Origin of the sequence: Streptomyces sp. NPDC050211 (assembly GCF_040656035.1) — a bacterium.
Taxonomy (GTDB): domain Bacteria; phylum Actinomycetota; class Actinomycetes; order Streptomycetales; family Streptomycetaceae; genus Streptomyces.
Map to the genome: position 1 here is coordinate 88,258 of NZ_JBFALC010000003.1, position 17,540 is coordinate 105,797.

Below are 17,540 nucleotides of genomic sequence, written 5' to 3' on the forward strand. Positions count from 1 at the left end.
CCGGCCGTGTAACAAAGAGCCGTCCCGACCCGTAACAAGGACGAAGCATGCTGAATGACATGCAGAACTCCGCGACGCCCACGCACTGCCCGTACTGCGCCCTGCAGTGCGGGATGAATCTGACGCCGGCCCCTGACGGGACCGTCGAGGTGACCGAGCGCGCGGACTTCCCGGTGAACCGGGGTGCGCTGTGCGGCAAGGGCCGTACGGCGCCAGCGGTGCTCTCGTCCCGGGTGCGTCTGACCTCCCCGTTGGTGCGCTCCGAGGGCAAGCTCGTGCCCGCCTCCTGGGACGAGGCACTGGACCGGATCGCCGAGGGGCTGTCCCGCACGCGCACGGAACATGGTCCGGACGCGTGCGGGGTCTTCGGCGGCGGCGGACTGACGAACGAGAAGGCGTACACGCTCGGCAAGTTCGCGCGGGTGGTGCTGGGCACCTCCCAGATCGACTACAACGGGCGCTTCTGCATGTCCTCGGCGGCGGCAGCCGGCATGAAGGCGTTCGGCCTGGACCGCGGCCTCCCCTTCCCCCTGGAGGACATCCCGAAGACGGGCTGCGTGATCCTCGTCGGCTCGAACCTCGCGGAGACGATGCCGCCAGCCCTGCGGTTCTTCAGCGAGCTGCGCGAGAACGGCGGCACGCTGATCGTCATCGACCCGCGCCGCACGAAGACCGCCGAGCAGGCCGACCTGCACCTGGCGCCCCGGCCCGGCACCGACCTCGCGCTCGCCCTGGGCCTGCTGCACCTGATCGTCGCCGAGGGCCGCACCGACGAGGAGTACATCCGCGAGCGGACGACCGGCTGGGAGGACGCCCGGGCCGCCGCGATGGCGCACTGGCCGGAATACGTGGAGCGGATCACCGGCGTCCATGTGCCCCAACTCCGCGAGGCCGTACGGATGTTCTGCGAGCCCGAGGCCGCGATGGTGCTGACCGCGCGCGGGCCCGAGCAGCAGTCCAAGGGCACCGACACGGTGGGCGCGTGGATCAACCTGTGCCTGGCGACCGGCCGGGCGGGCCGCCCGCTGTCCGGGTACGGCTGTCTGACGGGGCAGGGCAATGGACAGGGCGGGCGCGAACACGGCCAGAAGGCCGACCAGCTGCCCGGCTACCGCAAGCTGACCGACCCGGCGGCGCGGCAGCATGTGGCGGAGGTGTGGGGCGTGGACCCGGACTCGCTGCCGGGACCGGGGCGGAGTGCGTACGAGCTGCTGGACGCGCTGGGCACGGATATTCGGGCGTTGTTGCTGATGGGGTCGAATCCGGTGGTGTCGGCGCCACGGGCGGCGCATATCGAGGAGCGCATCAAGTCCCTGGACTTCCTTGCGGTATGTGACGTCGTACTGTCCGAGACGGCCGCCCTCGCCGACGTGGTCCTCCCGGTCACCCAGTGGGCGGAGGAGACGGGTACCACCACCAACCTCGAGGGCAGGGTGTTGTTGCGCCGGCAGGCCATCACCCCGCCCGACGGCATCCGCAGCGACCTCGACGTCATGCACGAACTGGCCGACCGGCTCGGCGTGGAGAAGGGCTTCCCGACCGACCCCGAGGAGGTCTTCGAGGAGCTGCGCCGGGCGAGCGCGGGCGGCCCCGCGGACTACTCCGGCATCACCTACCGCAGGCTGATCGACGAGAACGGGGTGTTCTGGCCGTGCCCGACCCCGGCGGACACTTCCGACGCCGGCGAGCACCCCGGCACCCCCCGCCTCTTCCTCGACCGCTTCGCCACCGAGGACGGCCGCGCCCGCTTCGTCCCCGTCTCGCACCGGGCGATCGCGGAGGAGCCCGACGCCGAGTACCCGGTGCTCCTGACAACCGGCCGGGTCGTGGCCCAGTACCAGTCCGGCGCCCAGACCCGGCGCGTGGACGAGCTGAACGCCGCGGCGCCGGGCCCGTTCGTGGAGCTGCATCCGCGGCTGGCCGAGCGGCTCGGCGCCAAGGAGGGCGACCGGTTGGCGGTCGTGTCCCGGCGGGGGCGGGCGGTGGCCCCCGCGCGGATCACCACGACGATCCGCCCGGACACAGTCTTCATGCCCTTCCACTGGTCGGGCGAGGGCCGCGCCAACACGCTGACGAACCCGGCCCTCGACCCGACCTCCCGCATGCCGGAGTTCAAGGCGTGTGCAGTTCGTCTGGAGACGGTGAAGCCGTAACCCGGCTCAGCGCCGGGCGGCCCGCCAGTCCCCGCCCTCGATGACCTTCCCGCGCGCCCGCAGTCGTACGGCGACTGCGGGCGCCGCGACGTACACCCAGGCGCATACGGCCGTCCCGTCCGCCTCCCGCGCCACATCACGCGCGACGCGCTCGTAGAGGTTGCGCGGGTCGCCGGGGGCGTACTCCTCCAACTGGTCGAGGGCGGCGAGGAGTTCGCCGTACGCCTCAGGGAGGGCGGTGACGAGTTCGCCGTGCACCGGGCCGCCATGTGGGTTCTCCACGGCATACGGGTAGCCGGGCCCGTCGTACAGCAGCGCGCCCATGAGCTGTCCGGGCTCCTCTGCCTCGGTGCGGCCGCACAGGAAGAGGTCGTGGTTGGGCCCGCCGGGGCGGAGGGTGCCGTAGACGAAGAACGGAAGTCTCGCGGGTCTCACAGAAACGATTCTCTCTCCTCACACATCTCCTCATCAGCGCCATGGACATGGCAGGTCAGCGGCCCCTTGAATCGCAGGACCGCAGAAACGATCACGCCCCCGTCCCCACGCGCCAGCCCCAGGCGCCTCCCTGAGGAGACCCATGAGCCGTATACGCATACGGACACGGACCCGGACCCGGACCCGGAACATCCGAGGTTCCCGTCTCGCCGCGGCCGGCACGGCGGCCACCGCAGCCGCTCTGCTGGCCGCCGTCCTCTCCCCCACGGCGGACGCCACCGACAGACCGACCCGGGCCAAGGCGCTGGAGCATGCGGCAGCAGCGCTCGCTCAGCACGCGACGGCGCTGGGCCTGACCTCCGCGACGGACACGAAGGTCCGGGACGTGATCGTCGACCCGGACGGCACGCAGCATGTCCGCTACGACCGGACGTACCGTCATCTCCCCGTCCTGGGCGGCGACTTCGTCGTCCACCTGGCTCCTGACGGCACGTATCGCAGCGTGTCGCGCGCGACCCGGCAGGCGGTGGCCCTGCCGAGCGTGACACCCAAGTTGTCGGGCCCCCGCGCTGCGGACCTGGCGGCGAATGCGCTGCGGGCGGCCAACCTGGGCGAGACGCTACGGAAGTTGACGTCGAGGCCGCAGCTGGTCGTCGATGCCCTGCACGGCGCCCCGAAGCTGGCCTGGCGCACGGACGCGACGGCCCAGGACTCTCTCGGCAACCCCGTCGCGCGCACGGTGCTGACCGATGCCGTGACGGGCGAGCAGATCGACGCGTGGGATGTCTTGGAGACGGCGACCGGAGACGGGGAGTCGCTGTATTCGGGCACGGTCCCGCTGGAGACGACGGCGTCTGGATCGACGTACGCACTCAAGGACCCGACGCGCGGAAACACGTACACCGGCGACGCGGCGAACAAGACGGACCTGTGCCTGCTGACGACGATCTGCCTCAGCCGCGCCCCCTCCACGGTGTTCACGGACACCGACAACCACTGGGGCACGGGCACGACGACCGACCGCGCGTCGGCGGCGGTGGACGCGCAGTACGGCACCGACGTCACCTGGGACTACTACGAGAACATGCACGGGCGTTCCGGCATCCGCGGCGACGGCGTCGGCTCGTACAACCGCGTGCACTACGGGACCCGGTACAACAACGCCTTCTGGGACGACAGTTGTTTCTGCATGACATACGGAGACGGCGACGGGACGCAGCTCGGTCCGTTGGTGTCGTTGGATGTGGCAGGGCACGAGATGTCGCACGGGGTGACATCGGCGACGGCGGCGCTGACGTACTCGGGCGAGTCGGGCGGACTGAACGAGGCGACGTCGGACATCTTCGGGACGCTCGTGGAGTTCTACGCGGGGAACGCCAAGGACCCCGGTGACTGGCTGATCGGCGAGAAGATCGTCCGCCCGGGGCTTGGGCGGGATGCGCTGAGGTACATGGACCAGCCGTCCAAGGACGGCAACTCGGTGGACTGCTGGAGCGCCGGGACCGGAAAGCTCGACGTCCACTACTCGTCGGGCGTCGGCAACCACTTCGCGTATCTGCTGGCGGAGGGGAGCGGGCCGAAGGCGATCGGCGGGGTTGCTCATAACTCGCCTACGTGTGACGGGTCTTCGGTCGCCGGGATCGGGCAGGAGAAGCTGGGGGCGATCTGGTACCGGGCGCTGACGGTGTATATGACGTCGTCGACGGATTATGCGGGGGCTCGGAGGGCTACGTTGAGGGCGGCTGCGGATCTTTATGGGGCTGGGGGTGTTGAGCACGACGCCGTGGCTGCGGCTTGGGGGGCTGTGAACGTGGGGTGAGGTGGTTGGGGGGCGGCCGTTTCGTTCAGAGCAGCGGGACGGCCGCGGGAGCAGCACGGGCGGGGTAGGGAGCGGCTCCAAACGTAGGACCCCGGCAAAGTTGGGGGCATTCCTACTTCGCCCACGGTCAGGGTGCCGTCGCCGGAGCCGACCACGGCACCGGCGGAGGACAGGGATGGCAGGCTGCGGGCGGTGCGTAGGCGGCGCGGTGGCTCAAGCGACGCCCCGCCTCTCAGCCTCGTCCAATGCCAGCCGCTCCAGAAGCGCATCGGCCTCCGAGTCGGGTGCGGCCTGGAGCATCCAGTGCCGCATAACAGCGTGGATGTCATGCACGCCGGCCTCGTTGATGGCCCGGTCGAACTCCTCGCGCCGCTCGTCCGGGAGGGCCGCGCGGATGTCGGGGATGCTGTTGGGAACGTTGACCTCTACGCCGTTGACGAAGGTCTTGAGCGGTTCGGCCGTCATCGCCGACGCCGCTTCTCGTACGACGTCCAGCTCGCACCAAACCGCCTTACCCACGGCCCGTTCGCACACGCCCCACCGGTCGGCGACCTCCCGCACGATGAGCATGGCCTCGCCCGAACATGTCGTCGGAAGTCTTCGGCCACGCCCACATCGGTATACCGCCGGCCTCTGCGCACACGTCAGACCAACCTCATCACAGCCAGCCTTAGGGGCTGTACGGAGGATCATGCCGCCGTCGCGGGGCCTGATACGCCGAACTCCGGCGTTGTCGTCGGCTGCCGACGTTCGGCGTCGCCGCCCGGGTCACGTCCGGCTCACGCCATCCTCCAGAACCTGAAGCTCTTCCCCGGCGGGTCGAACACAGTGCCCTCCGAGGCGGCGAAGATCTCCGTGCCTGTGCAGTTCTCGCCCGTGTAGACGGACATCCAGCCATAACCGCTGCGCGCCGAGCCGATGGCGGCGAGTCCTACTTCCGACGCGTTGTGGCACCCGCGCTCCGCTAGTACGTGCATGCGCCCGGTGAAGTCCTGGTTCTCCCACAGGCAGAACCCGGGGAACACCGCGCAGTCCTCGTAGGCCGCCTCGGCCGACGTCGACGTGTTCGTCACGAACAGTGCTGTCAGAGCTGCCGCGAACAGGATGCTGAGCGATCGGCGTTTCATACGAGTCCCTTCAAGGTAGGTACAGGCCGGTCCCCGCAGGTGGAAGCCGGTGCACAGCCGAGTGTGGCGAGGACCGGTCGTGTCATGCTCAAGGCCGGTGCGGCCGCCGCCAGATCCTGATCCGAAGGTTTCCGTATACCCGCAGCCACAGTCATGGGTTGCGCGGGAACATGCGATGCCAGCGCTTAGAACTCGTAACACGATCTTGTGGCTCGCTGTAGGTGGAGGTGATCGGCGTCGAGACTTGATGGAGTCAGACGTCAGACCCGCGGACGCATTGCGGGCGACCAGGTGCGGGTGCAGGTCTCGTCATCGGAGACCGCGTCGTCACCCTTGTCCTCCACGGTCTGCGCCGCGTTCGTCTCCCTGGCCGACCCGGCATCACGGGCCTACTACGGCAAGAAGACCGCTCGGGGAAAGCACCACACTCAGGCACTGCTCTGCCTCGCCCGCCGCCGGGCCGACGTGCTCTTCGCGGTGCTCCGAGACGGAACCTTCTACGAATCGCAGCCGGCATCAGCGGTCAGCTGACCGGGAGTTCAGCCAGGAGAACGACCCGATCGGCTTCAACATCGAACCCGAGAACCGGATGCCCGTAATCGCCCTCCGGATCCATCAGCACCGGCTTGCCCAGCCGTCGCCCGATCGCCCGCAGGAAGCCGCAGAACACATCGAGTCGCTCTTGGCCCTGCAGCTCACGCAGATCAACATCGAAGTCGATCTCCTCCGGCGCGTGAAAGCGGAAAATCGCCAGCACGTCTGCTGTCGGCCAGACCCGCAGGTCCGGGCACTCGGCGTCAGCCGGGCGGGACAGCACTGCCTCCGCCCGGGGCACCGACATCACGACTTCGCCCTCGGAGTACTGGCACTTCCAGCCACTCGCGCTGATTAGGTCGAGAACCGCCTGCCAGTCCTCCACCGAGGTATCAGGGACGCGCACGTCCGGCAGCGTCCCCATCTCATCCAGGTCGAAGAAGTACTGGACGTCGCCCCACAGCAGATCAGACACACCGCCATGCTGCCTTGGTTCACGTCTCTGATGCAGCCCGATTTCCTTGACGAACCGCATAGGGGCACCCCCAGCCCCACTACCCCGCATACGGCCACCGCCCCTTGGCCTCCCGCAGCGCCCTCCCCCACCACACCAACTGATCCAGCATCGCCTTCGCCGCCGCATCCGCCGCAGACGGGTCCTTCAGGCGTCCGTTGTCGTCGAAGGACGCGCCCGCGTTGTGGAAGGACACGGTGTCCCGGATCGTGACGGCGTGGAGTTCGGCGAAGATCTGGCGGAGGTGTTCGACGGCGCGGAGGCCTCCTGCCAGGCCGCCGTAGGAGACGAGGGCCACCGGCTTGGCGCGCCATTCCGTGTAGTGCCAGTCGATGAGGTTCTTGAGGCCGGCCGGGTAGGAGTGGTTGTACTCCGGGGTCAGGACGACGAACGCGTCGGCGGCCGCCAGTTTCGGGGTGACCGTGGACAGTTCGGCGGTGGCCTGCGGGGTCGGGGCGAGGGATGTCGGGAGGGAGATCTCGGCTACGTCCACGACCTGGGGGATCAGGTCGTCCCGGTCCCGGAGGCGGGCGAGTAGCCAGTCGGCGACGACGGGGCCGAAGCGGCCGTGGCGGTTGCTGCCGATGACGAGGGTCAGGTTCAGGGGAATGTCCTGAGCGGACTCGAGAGCGGATTCAGGAGCGGATTCAGGAGTGGAATTCGTCTGCATGGCGCCCAGCCTCATATCTCAACCTAACTTGAGGTCAAGGTCCGGCCGCCCGGCGTCTCCGGGTCACCCGTTCACACCCCCGTCCCGCCCCCTTCCGGTTCTTTACCGAAGGCCGCCTCCCACACGCCGGTGACCTGCCGAAATGCCGGCCCGGGAAGCCCCCGGACGACCCTCACCGCACCCGTTCACCCCATTTCCGCCACCCGCTCAGGAAGCGCGCTCGGCGTCCTGCCTTTTTCCTCGGAAGGGAAACCACCGCTGATCTCGAGGGAGCACCGAATGCGACGTACCGCCCGCCTGCTGTCCGGTGCCGCACTCGCCGTAGCCGCCGCAGGCCTCGGCAGCGTGCCCGCGTACGCGGCGGACGCCGGGAGTCTGGAGGTGTTTCCGTCCTCTGTCGTGCCGGGCGGCCAGGTCTCGGTGAACACGACGGCATGCGGCGACACGGGCACGGCGGCGGGGGACGCCAGCGCGGTCGGCGCCGGTTCGTTCACGCTCGCGCCCAGCACACACAAGGGCAACGCCATCGGGCAGTTCAGGGTGCCGCCGAGCGCGCAGCCGGGGACGTACGAGATCGTCGCGACCTGCGCCGAGGACGGCAAGCGGATCACCGGCGACCTGGTGGTCACGCTGACGGCGCCCCAGCAGGTACACCCCAGAGGCAGTGTGAAGACGGGGGTCGGCGGCGCCCTGGGCCCCGATCCCGTGCAGACCGCGGCCGGCATCGCGGCTCTGGCCGTCGCCGCCGCGGGCGGTACCTGGCTCCTGCATCGCCGGGCGAGAGGCGACGGGATCTGACGGACACCCTCCGCTGTCCGTCCGCCGGTACCGCACGTCCCCTCCCCCTCCGGGTCCGACGCCCCTCGCGGCCCGGAGGGGGATCGGGGCGGGCCAGCCCGCTTCAGGGTCGCTTTACGGGGTCGTCTTACGGGGTCGTTTCACGGGGGCGCTTTACGAGGTCGCTTCAGGAGGTCGTATGCGCAGGTCGGGCAAAGCCGTCATAGCCAACGCCGCGATAGCGACCGTGACTCTGACCTCCCTGTGCACCGGCGCCTGGCTGCTGAGCAGCGGCGCCCGGACGCACGCCCCTCCTCAGCCGTCCGCCCGGGAAGCACAGGAAGCACACGCCGAAGCGTCCGTACGGCAGTCCGCCGCGCCCGCGCTGCCCCCCTCCCCGCCCGACCGCATCCGCATCCCGTCGCTCCGCGTGGACGCCCCCCTGATGGGCCTCGGGCTGACCAAGACCGGCAGTCTCGAGGTTCCGCCGGCCGGGCAGAGGAACCTCGCCGGCTGGTACGAGGCCGGCACCACCCCGGGCGAGACGGGCACCGCCATCGTCGCCGGGCACGTCGACAACGCCGACGGACCCGCCGTCTTCTACGGCCTCGGTGCGCTGAAGCGGGGCAGCACGGTGGAGGTGGACCGGCGCGACGGCGGGGTCGCCGTGTTCACCGTGGACGCCGTCGAGGTGTACGACGCGAAGGACTTCCCCGACGAGAAGGTGTACGGGGCGGCGGACCGGCCCGAGCTACGGGTGATCACCTGCGGCGGCGGCTACTCACGGGCGACCGGTTATCAGGGGAACGTGGTCGTCTTCGCACATCTGACGGGCAGCCGCTAAAGCGCTCCGCTGGAAGCGCGGTGATGAGCCCGCGGGCCGGTGGGGGCTGGTCGCGCCCCGCGGCGGAGCCGCTGATGTCACAGCCCCGCGCCCCTTCGCGGGCGCGACTCATCGCGCAGAGCAAAACCGGTCTCCCCTCACATGCCGCCACATGCCCCCACAGTTATGGCGAAAAGCTGACCTGGCCGGAACCGTCGGCGCGGCGGACCGTGGCAGTCAGGGCGGGGAGGTGGACGTGGCTGACACGGCACGTACGGCGACGACGACCACGGGGACCGCCGGAGTCGAGGCGGTGGTGCGGCAGGATGCCACGCTGCTGGAGGACGACCTGCGCGAGTTCATCGGGTCGCTTCCCACCGAGGGGGACCTCTATGGCGCGGCCCTGAGCCGTTCCCTCTACGCACCGGTCGCCGATGCCCTCGCATCCAAGGTGGGGCAGGCCGCCCTGCCTCCGGCTCCACAGGCACCCGGCCACAGCGGGTCCCCCTTACGGCCCTCGATCGTCTACTGGGCCTACCGCAACTACCGCGGCTTCCAGCGCGCGACCAGCGACGACGCCACCGACCTCGCCCTGATCCGCCGCACCGCGGTAGCCGTACGCATCCTGCTCAAGGCCGCGGTCGTGCTCGACGACATCCAGGACGGCAGCGACGTACGGTACGGCGAGCCCGCACTGCACATCACCCATGGGATACCGCTCGCCCTCAACACCGCTTCGTGGCTGATCATGGCGGCGTTGCGGCACGCGGCCGAGCCGGCGGTGGTGGCCAGCTTCGTCCGTGCTGTGGGCAACGGCTTCACCGGCCAGGCGGGCGACATGTCGACACGGACCGCCCGCACCCGCGCCGAGCTGCTCGCCGCGCCGCACGGGGAGCGGGTGCGGTTCTGGGAGTCGGTGGCGGCGCTGAAGACCGGAACGCTGTTCCGGATGCCGCTGGACGCGGCGGTCGCCGGGCTCGGTGTCATCGAGGACGAGCGGCGCACACTGGACGACGCGATGCGCCGGCTCGGGCTGGCGAGCCAGCTGTTCAACGACCTCACCGACGTCGTGCCGGAGCTCGGCGGCGCCAACACCCACGAGGACTTCGACGGCTTGAGCAACCGGGTCTTCCTGGAGCTGGTCGATTCCACTCGGACTGGGCCGCCCGCGCAGGGTGAGCAGCTGAAGGCGTTCGTCCTCGGTCATCCGGGACTTCAGCAGACCCTTCTCGAACTCTCCGGCCAAGCAGTGGAGTTGAAGCACTCCGCGAAGGAGGCCGTACATCGCGTGTGCCGTTCGGCGCGCAGTGCGGCGTACTTCGATGTGACGATCGAGCGCAAGGGCCACCTCATCGACCGGCTCCACGAGACGGTCCGGCAACGGGCGGGCGTGTGACGGCGACCCCCGTGGAACGCCTGCGGGCCGCCACGCGCGCGTGGCACGACGCCCTGGAGACCACCGCCTTCGCCACCGCGATGCTCTCCGGAACGCTCCCGCTCGACCGTTACGTCGGCCAGCTCGCCGCCTACCGGGAGGCGCTGGCAGCACTCGAAGGCGAGCTCTCCCGCGCCACCAGCCCGTCCGTCACCCACGTCTGGTCACCGGATCTGGCCAAACTTCCGCTCCTGGAGCGGGACTTGAGGTACTTCACGCAGTCCGGCATCCACCCGCCGCCCCAGGCGAGGGTGGCGGGACGGGCGTTCGCGGAGGAGATACGGCGCACAGCGGCCGCGGACCCCGACGCCCTGCTCGGTTTCCTCTACGTCATGGAGGGCTCCACCCTCGGCGCGCTGCTCCTGCACCGGTACGTCAGCGAGGCCTACCGCCTGACCGTCCCGTACGGCCTCGCCTACTACGGCAGCGGCGATCGCGCCCGCTGGGCACGCTTCACCATCCGCCTGAACGAAGCCATGACCGACCCGGACACCGAGGCCCGCGTCCTCGCCGCCGCCGAGCGCGCCTACCACCACACAGCATCAGTAGCCCAGGCCCTCGCTCCACCCACGCGAGCCACTGCCGACACAAACCCGACATAAGCGAGCGGACAGCAACCTGGGCAAGGCAGTGCCCATCGCCTGCCTCCCCGCGCGTGAGCTGCTCAAAGCCGCCCCCTCCGGCCCGGCCCGCCCCCGCTTCGTAGACGATGGTGGCAACACGGAAACCGCCGGTTCGGTCACCCGTACCGGCCCCGCCTCACAGCCCGCGACCTGCGCACCCTCCGAACCCTCACACCCACCCCCGGCCGCCGCTGAGGGCAGCGTTCCTCACGGGAAACAGACGTGATGCGGCCGGGTAACACCGGCACCGCACGCTCAAGGGCATGACCTCGAATACGCGTGTGGTGGTGATCGGCGCCGGCCTCGCGGGCGTACGTCTCGCCCGGCGGCTCGGTGAGCTCGGCACGCCCGTGACGCTGATCGGCGAGGAGGAGCACCGGCCGTACAACCGGGTGCTGCTCGCCGAGGTGCTGGCCGGCCGGTACGCCCCCGAGGTGATCGCGCTGCCCTCCCCGGCCGGTCTTGTCCGGGCCCGGGTCACCGGGATCGACCGTGCCGGGCGGCAGGTGGAGTGCGAGGACGGCTCGACGGTCCCCTACGACACGCTGGTCCTGGCCACCGGCTCCAACCCGGTGCTCCCACCGCTGCGCGGCCTGTTCACCCCCGATCATGTGCTGCCCGAGGGCGTGCACGCGTTCCGCACCATGGACGACTGCCTCGGCCTGTCCAAGGCGGTACGGCCGGGTGTGCGCGCGGTCGTCATCGGCGGCGGGCTCCTCGGGGTCTCCGCGGCCCGCGCGCTCGCCATGCGCGGCGCCCAGGTCGTGCTCGCCCAGCAGTCCGAGCGGCTCATGGAACGCCAGCTCGACCCGAACGCCTCGAAGCTGGTGCTGCGGCACCTGAAGGATCTCGGTGTCGAGGTCCACACCGAGTGCCGGGTGCGCGACGTGCGCTGTGTCGGCGGCGCGGTCCGGTCGGTGGAGATGGCCGACGGATACGCCCTCGACGCCGACCTCGTCGTCCTGGCCTGCGGGGTCCACCCCCGTGTGGGCCTCGCGCAGATCGCCGGGCTCGCGGTGCGCAAGGGCGTCATCGTCGACGACGAACTGCGGACGTCCGACCCGCACATCCGGGCGATCGGCGACTGCGCCCAGCACGACGGCGTCCTGTACGGGCTCGCCACTCCGGCTCTCGACCAGGCCGACGTACTGGCCGAGATGCTGGCGGGGAACGCGGGCGCCCGTTACACCGGCACCCGCTCGCTGACCCGGCTCACGCTCAACGGGACGGACGCTTTCGACCTCGCCGCGTTCGGCGAGACCGTGCCGCTGCCGGGCGACGACGTCGTCCAGCTCGCCGACGCCACCCGCGGCACCTACCGCAAGGTCGTCGTCCGCGACGACCGCGTGGTCGGCGGCGTACTGGTCGGCGAACTCGGCACCGTCGGCGCCCTCGCCCGCGCCTGGGAGGGAGCAGAGCCGCTTCCCGCCGACGGCGCCCCCCTGCTCCACCTGCTCACCAACGATGGAGGCTCCTGATGACCGCCACCCTGGGGGCCACCCCCACGATCGTGCTCGTCGGCCATGGCATGGTCGGCCAGCGCTTCCTCGAAGCGCTGGCCGAGCGCGGCCTGACCGCCACGCACCGCGTGGTCGTGCTGTGCGAGGAGCCGCGCCCCGCGTACGACCGCGTCGGCCTCACCTCGTACTTCTCGGGCAAGACGCCCGAGGACCTGTCGATGACCGACATGGAGTTCATCGAGAAGCACTCGATCGAGCTGCGCGTCGGCGACCCGGCCGTCTCCGTGGACCGCGAGGCGAAGAAGGTCACCGCCAGGTCCGGTGAGGTCTTCGAGTACGACACCCTCGTCCTCGCCACCGGCTCCTTCCCCTTCGTGCCGCCCGTCCCCAACAAGGACGCCACCGGCTGCTTCGTCTACCGCACGATCGAGGACCTGCTCGCGATCGAGGAGTACGCGAAGACGGCCACGACCGGCGCGGTCGTCGGCGGCGGTCTGCTCGGCCTGGAGGCGGCGGGCGCGCTGCAGGGCCTCGGACTCACCTCCCACATCGTGGAATTCGCGCCCCGACTGATGCCCGTCCAGGTGGACGACGGCGGCGGCGCGGCGCTGCTGCGCACGATCGAGGACATGGGCCTGAGCGTCCACACGGGCGTCGGCACGCAGGAGATCGTGGTCGACGCGGACGGCGCCGTGACCGGCATGAAGCTGTCCGACGGCTCCGAACTCGCCACCGATCTGGTCGTGTTCAGCGCCGGTGTCCGCCCCCGCGACCAGCTGGCCCGCGACTGCGGTCTGACGGTCGGCGAGCGCGGCGGCATCACGGTCGACGAGCAGTGCCGTACGGTCTCCGACCCGCATGTGTTCGCGATCGGCGAGTGCGCGCTGGCGTCGGACGGCCGGGTGTACGGCCTGGTGGCGCCGGGCTACGAGCAGGCGGAGACGGCCGCCGCGACCATCGCGCAGGACGAGGCGGAGTTCACCGGCGCCGATCTCTCCACCAAGCTGAAGCTGCTCGGCGTGGACGTGGCGTCCTTCGGTGACGCGCACGGCTCCACCGACGACTGCCTCGACGTCGTCTACTCCGACTCCCGCGCGGGCCTGTACAAGAAGCTCGTCATCGGCCGCGACGGCACGCTGCTCGGCGGCATCCTGGTCGGCGACGCGGACGCGTACGGCACCCTGCGCGCCCTGACCGGCTCGGTCCCGCCGATCTCGCCCGAGTCGCTGGTCCTCCCGGCCGGCGCGAGCGGCGGCGCCCAGCTCGGCCCGTCCGCGCTGCCGGACGACGCGGTCGTCTGCTCCTGCCACAACGTCACCAAGGGCACGATCCGCGGCGCGGTCACCGACCACCAGTGCACGACCGTGCCCGAGGTGAAGAAGTGCACCAAGGCCGGTACGGGCTGCGGCAGTTGCGTCAAGGTGCTCGGCCAGCTGATCACCGCGGAGCTGGAGGCCAGCGGCGTCGAGGTCGACAAGGGCCTGTGCGGCTGTTTCTCACAGACCCGCGAGGAGCTGTACGAGATCGTCCTCGCCCTGCGCATCAACACCTACCAGGATCTGCTGGACCGCTACGGCCGCGAGGACGCCCGGGGCGGCGACGGCTGCGAGATCTGCAAGCCCGCGGTGGCGTCGATCATCGCCTCCCTCGCCCCCACGATCGGCGCGAGCGGCTACGTCCTCGACGGCGAGCAGGCGGCCCTCCAGGACAGCAACGACCACTTCCTCGCCAACCTCCAGAAGAACGGCTCGTACTCGGTCGTCCCCCGCATCCCCGGCGGTGAGATCACCCCCGAGGGCCTGATCGTCATCGGCGAGATCGCCCGCGACTTCGGCCTCTACACGAAGATCACCGGCGGCCAGCGGATCGACATGTTCGGCGCACGGGTCGAGCAACTCCCGCTGATCTGGACCAGGTTGGTGGACGCCGGCTTCGAGTCCGGCCACGCCTACGGCAAGTCCCTGCGCACGGTGAAGTCCTGCGTCGGCCAGACCTGGTGCCGCTACGGCGTCCAGGACTCCGTCCGCATGGCGATCGACCTGGAGCTGCGCTACCGGGGGCTCAGGTCCCCGCACAAGCTGAAGTCCGCGGTCTCCGGATGCGCCCGCGAGTGCGCGGAGGCCCAGTCGAAGGACTTCGGCGTGATCGCCACGTCCAACGGCTGGAACCTGTACGTCGCCGGCAACGGCGGCGCGACCCCGCGCCACGCGGACCTGCTCGCGCAGGACCTGACCGACGCCGAGCTGATCAGGCTGATCGACCGCTTCCTGATGTTCTACATCCGCACCGCCGACCGCCTGGAGCGCACCTCGACGTGGCTGGAGCGGATCCCGGGCGGCCTGGACCACGTACGCGATGTGGTCGTCGAGGACTCCCTCGGCATCTGCGAGGAGCTGGAGACGCTGATGGCCGCGCACGTCGCCAACTACCGCGACGAGTGGTCCGACACCATCAACGACCCGGAGAAGCTCGCCCGGTTCGTGTCCTTCGTGAACGCGCCGGACACCCCCGACCCGGTCGTCGGCTTCGTCCCCGAGCGCGACCAGATCAAGCCCGACCTGCCGCTGCTGTCCATCGGCCTGCGCCCCGCCGATGACGTCCTGGAAGGAACCGCCCAGCGATGACCCTGGCCCCCGAGACGACCGATCTGAAGGTCCAACTCCGCCTCGACGACAGCTGGTTCACCGTCTGCGACCTGAACCTCCTGCTGCCGGGCCGCGGCGTGGCGGCCCTGCTGCCGGACGGCCGGCAGGCAGCCGTCTTCCGCGACCGGGCGGGCAACCTCTACGCGGTCGACAACCGCGACCCGTTCGGCGGCGCGGCGGTCCTCTCCCGCGGCCTGATCGGCTCCCACCAAGGCCGCCCCTTCGTCGCCTCCCCGCTGCTGAAGCAGCGCTTCGACCTGGCGACCGGGCAGTGCCTGGACGACGACACGGTACGGATCACGGCGTACGAGGTGCGCGCCGCTTCCTGAGAGAGTCTTCCCCGTCCCCCGAAGAAGCTTTATTGACCGATCGTTCTCATTGAGCCTAGGCTGCACCACGTGGCCAGGACCAAGGAGTTCGATCCGGACGCCGCGCTGCAGGCAGCCCTGGAGCTGTTCTGGCAGCGCGGCTATGAAGCGACGTCGATGTCCGACCTCGTCGAGCACCTCGGCATCGGCCGCGCCAGCATCTACGCGACCTTCGGCAACAAGCACGAGCTGTATCTGAAGGCGCTGGACCGGTACTCCGAGATGCGCGATCCGCGGCTGTTGCGCGAGCTGTCCCAGCCGGGGCCGGCGCTGCCCGCCGTGCGCGCGGTGGTGCGGCGGTTCGCCGCGGAGGCCGCGGACGAGGCCCGCCGCAGGGCCGGTTGTTTCATCACCAACACGGCGGCCGAGCTGGCACCGCACGACACGGCGGCGGCCCGCCGCGTGGAGCTCAGCTGGGAGCATCTCGAAACACCTCTCCACTCCGCCCTCGTGCGCGCCCAGGCGCAGGGCGAGCTCCCGGAAGACCGCGATCCGCGAGCCCTGGCCCGCATGCTGCTGGTCCTCATGCAGGGCCTGCGGGTGGTCGGCAAGGCGTCGACCGACCCGGCACGCGTGCGGGACGCGACCGAGCAGGCGCTGAGCTTGCTGGACTGACACCCGCGCGCCGCTCGAGGCACCCCGTGCCCCCACGCCCCTCCTCTCCCACGACCTCATACTGAACCGATCAGTCAAAAAAGGAGCGCAATGACCACGGTCGACGGCACCGCGGCGAAACCGGCGTTACCTCGCTCCACCAAGGCGCCGTTCGCGCTGCTCGGCGCCGTGCAGATCACGCTGATCTTCACGCTGGCCGCCGTGGCCGTGCCGTTGCCGCACATCGGGCACGAATTCGGGCTGCGGCGCGAGGAGTTGCTTCTGCTCAGTGCCGCATACGGGCTCACGTTCGCCGGTCTGCTGCTGTTCGGCGGACGGCTCGCGGACCGGCACGGCGGACGCCGGGTACTCACGGCCGGACTGCTGGTGTTCGGCAGCTCGTCGGCCGCCGCGGCGCTCGCGCCCGGTTACGCCGCGCTGCTCGTGGCCCGGTTCGCTCAGGGCGTCGGCGCGGCCCTGGTCGCCCCGGCCGCGATGGCGTTGCTGCGGTCGGTCTTCCCCGCGCCGGCCGCCCACCGCAGGGCGATCGCCACCTGGGGTGGCCTGTCGATTCTCGGCGCCACCGCGGGCAACCTGCTCTCCGGGGTCGTCTCCGCCCTGGCGTCCTGGCGGTGGGCCCTCGCCGTGCCGCTCGTCGTGACGGCGGCAGCGCTCGCCCTCGCGCCCCGAGTGCTGCCGCCGGCTCCTCCGGCTTCCCTCGGCGCCGAGCACGTGCCCGGACAGCGGCGCCCCGCCCTCGACCTGACCGGCGCGTTCCTGGTCACGGCCGGCATCATCTCCGCCAGTTACGGGCTCGTCCTCACCGATGCCTGGCCGTGGACTTCCGTCCGCGTGCTGGCGCCGCTCGCCGCCGGAGCCGTCCTGCTGGCCGCCTTCGTCGCGACGGAGCATCGCGCAGACGATCCGCTGCTGCCGCCGCGCTTCCTCCTCGACAGGCGGCGAGCGCTCGGGCTCACCGCCACCGCGCTGACCGCGGCCGGGACCGCGACGGTCTTCGTGCTGTTCTCGCTCCACCTGCAAGACGAACGCGGCTGGTCGGCGCTGCGTACGTCGGCCGCGTTCGTACCCTTCGCCGCCGCGCTCATCATCGCGAGCCGGGTGGCGGGGCGGCTCATCGGGCGGTACGGGGCGGCTCTCGTCACCGGCGGCGGGCTGGCCACGGGGGCCGTCGGCCTCATGCTCCTCGCGCTCCTCGGAGTCGGGGGCTCAGTCCCGTACGCCTACGGGATGCTGCCCGGATTCGTCCTGCTGGCCGCCGGGGCCGCCGTCTCCTTCGCGGGGGCCGCCGTGCTGGCCACGGAGCGCGTGCCGGCGGAGCGGAGCGGCCTCGCGGGAGGGGTGCACAACACGGCGATGGAGACCGGGCCGACCGTCGTCTTCGCCCTGGTGCTCGCGGTCGGCGGTGACACGGCGAGCCTCACCGCGACCGCGGCCCTGTTCGCCACAGCCGCCCTTAGCTTGCGCCTCGCCCGTTTCTGACCTCCCCGCTCCCGGCTCCGGCCGGGCGGGTCCGTACACCACACCATCCTGCAAAAGGAGAGT

Annotated in this window: 16 protein-coding genes and 1 pseudogene; 12 read left to right on the top strand and 5 right to left on the bottom strand. The window is 70.7% G+C overall.

Translation table 11 applies throughout. The annotated features are described in order from the left end of the window. The first annotated feature begins 59 nt into the window (after positions 1-59). Positions 60-2,153 carry a molybdopterin oxidoreductase family protein gene (locus tag AB0I98_RS04370; protein WP_362935722.1) on the top strand — a complete coding sequence of 698 codons (2,094 nt, stop codon included), beginning with the start codon at positions 60-62 and terminating at the stop codon, positions 2,151-2,153. A gap of 6 nt (positions 2,154-2,159) precedes the next feature. Here AB0I98_RS04370 and AB0I98_RS04375 read toward each other — a convergent pair whose 3' ends face one another. Next, positions 2,160-2,588, bottom strand: coding sequence for a gamma-glutamylcyclotransferase family protein (locus AB0I98_RS04375; protein ID WP_362935074.1), 429 nt, complete (start codon positions 2,586-2,588; stop codon positions 2,160-2,162). 142 nt (positions 2,589-2,730) lie between these two features. Between AB0I98_RS04375 and AB0I98_RS04380 the strand changes: the two genes are divergently transcribed. Then, a complete protein-coding gene (locus AB0I98_RS04380) occupies positions 2,731-4,407 on the top strand; it encodes a M4 family metallopeptidase (RefSeq protein ID WP_362935076.1) in 1,677 nt (558 codons plus the stop codon). Between the two features lie 213 nt (positions 4,408-4,620). Here AB0I98_RS04380 and AB0I98_RS04385 read toward each other — a convergent pair whose 3' ends face one another. Next, positions 4,621-4,872: a hypothetical protein gene (locus AB0I98_RS04385; protein WP_362935725.1), complete on the bottom strand. Its 252-nt coding sequence runs from the start codon at positions 4,870-4,872 to the stop codon at positions 4,621-4,623. A 314-nt stretch (positions 4,873-5,186) separates the two neighbouring features. Then, positions 5,187-5,534 (bottom strand): peptidase inhibitor family I36 protein, encoded by a 348-nt coding sequence (locus AB0I98_RS04390; RefSeq protein ID WP_362935079.1) that lies wholly within the window; start codon positions 5,532-5,534, stop codon positions 5,187-5,189. A 351-nt stretch (positions 5,535-5,885) separates the two neighbouring features. Between AB0I98_RS04390 and AB0I98_RS04395 the strand changes: the two are divergent. Then, a pseudogene (locus tag AB0I98_RS04395) lies at positions 5,886-6,065 on the top strand (IS110 family transposase); the annotation flags it as partial. On the opposite strand, the gene AB0I98_RS04400 reads toward AB0I98_RS04395, so the two are convergent. Further along, entirely contained in the window at positions 6,058-6,543 is a 486-nt protein-coding gene (locus AB0I98_RS04400; RefSeq protein ID WP_362935082.1) for a hypothetical protein, read from the bottom strand. The pseudogene AB0I98_RS04395 and the gene AB0I98_RS04400 sit on opposite strands and share 8 nt — an antisense overlap. Positions 6,544-6,622: 79 nt before the next feature. After that, on the bottom strand, positions 6,623-7,252 hold the full coding sequence (locus AB0I98_RS04405; protein WP_362935085.1) for an NAD(P)H-dependent oxidoreductase: 630 nt from the start codon (positions 7,250-7,252) through the stop codon (positions 6,623-6,625). Between the two features lie 279 nt (positions 7,253-7,531). Between AB0I98_RS04405 and AB0I98_RS04410 the strand changes: the two genes are divergently transcribed. The 9 genes from AB0I98_RS04410 to AB0I98_RS04450 all read left to right on the top strand — a co-directional run bounded on the left by AB0I98_RS04410 (position 7,532) and on the right by AB0I98_RS04450 (position 17,477). After that, a complete protein-coding gene (locus tag AB0I98_RS04410) occupies positions 7,532-8,050 on the top strand; it encodes a hypothetical protein (protein WP_362935088.1) in 519 nt (172 codons plus the stop codon). A gap of 178 nt (positions 8,051-8,228) precedes the next feature. Beyond that, positions 8,229-8,873 carry a class F sortase gene (locus AB0I98_RS04415; protein ID WP_362935091.1) on the top strand — a complete coding sequence of 215 codons (645 nt, stop codon included), beginning with the start codon at positions 8,229-8,231 and terminating at the stop codon, positions 8,871-8,873. Positions 8,874-9,108: 235 nt separating this feature from the next. After that, complete coding sequence (locus AB0I98_RS04420; protein WP_362935094.1) at positions 9,109-10,248, top strand: polyprenyl synthetase family protein; 1,140 nt, start codon at positions 9,109-9,111, stop codon at positions 10,246-10,248. Next, positions 10,245-10,889 (top strand): biliverdin-producing heme oxygenase, encoded by a 645-nt coding sequence (locus AB0I98_RS04425; protein ID WP_362935097.1) that lies wholly within the window; start codon positions 10,245-10,247, stop codon positions 10,887-10,889. The genes AB0I98_RS04420 and AB0I98_RS04425 overlap by 4 nt, the downstream gene beginning before the upstream one ends. Positions 10,890-11,173: 284 nt before the next feature. Beyond that, the gene (locus AB0I98_RS04430; protein ID WP_362935100.1) at positions 11,174-12,388 is read left to right on the top strand and encodes an FAD-dependent oxidoreductase; all 1,215 of its coding nucleotides are present in this window, start codon (positions 11,174-11,176) and stop codon (positions 12,386-12,388) included. After that, complete coding sequence (gene nirB / locus AB0I98_RS04435) at positions 12,388-14,994, top strand: nitrite reductase large subunit NirB (RefSeq protein ID WP_362935103.1); 2,607 nt, start codon at positions 12,388-12,390, stop codon at positions 14,992-14,994. Before AB0I98_RS04430 ends, nirB begins: the two co-directional genes overlap by 1 nt. Beyond that, a complete protein-coding gene (nirD, locus tag AB0I98_RS04440) occupies positions 14,991-15,344 on the top strand; it encodes a nitrite reductase small subunit NirD (RefSeq protein ID WP_362935106.1) in 354 nt (117 codons plus the stop codon). Before nirB ends, nirD begins: the two co-directional genes overlap by 4 nt. Before the next feature lie 69 nt (positions 15,345-15,413). After that, positions 15,414-15,998, top strand: coding sequence for a TetR/AcrR family transcriptional regulator (locus AB0I98_RS04445; protein WP_362935109.1), 585 nt, complete (start codon positions 15,414-15,416; stop codon positions 15,996-15,998). Positions 15,999-16,088: 90 nt separating this feature from the next. After that, the gene (locus AB0I98_RS04450) at positions 16,089-17,477 is read left to right on the top strand and encodes an MFS transporter (RefSeq protein ID WP_362935112.1); all 1,389 of its coding nucleotides are present in this window, start codon (positions 16,089-16,091) and stop codon (positions 17,475-17,477) included. Positions 17,478-17,540: the final 63 nt, after the last annotated feature.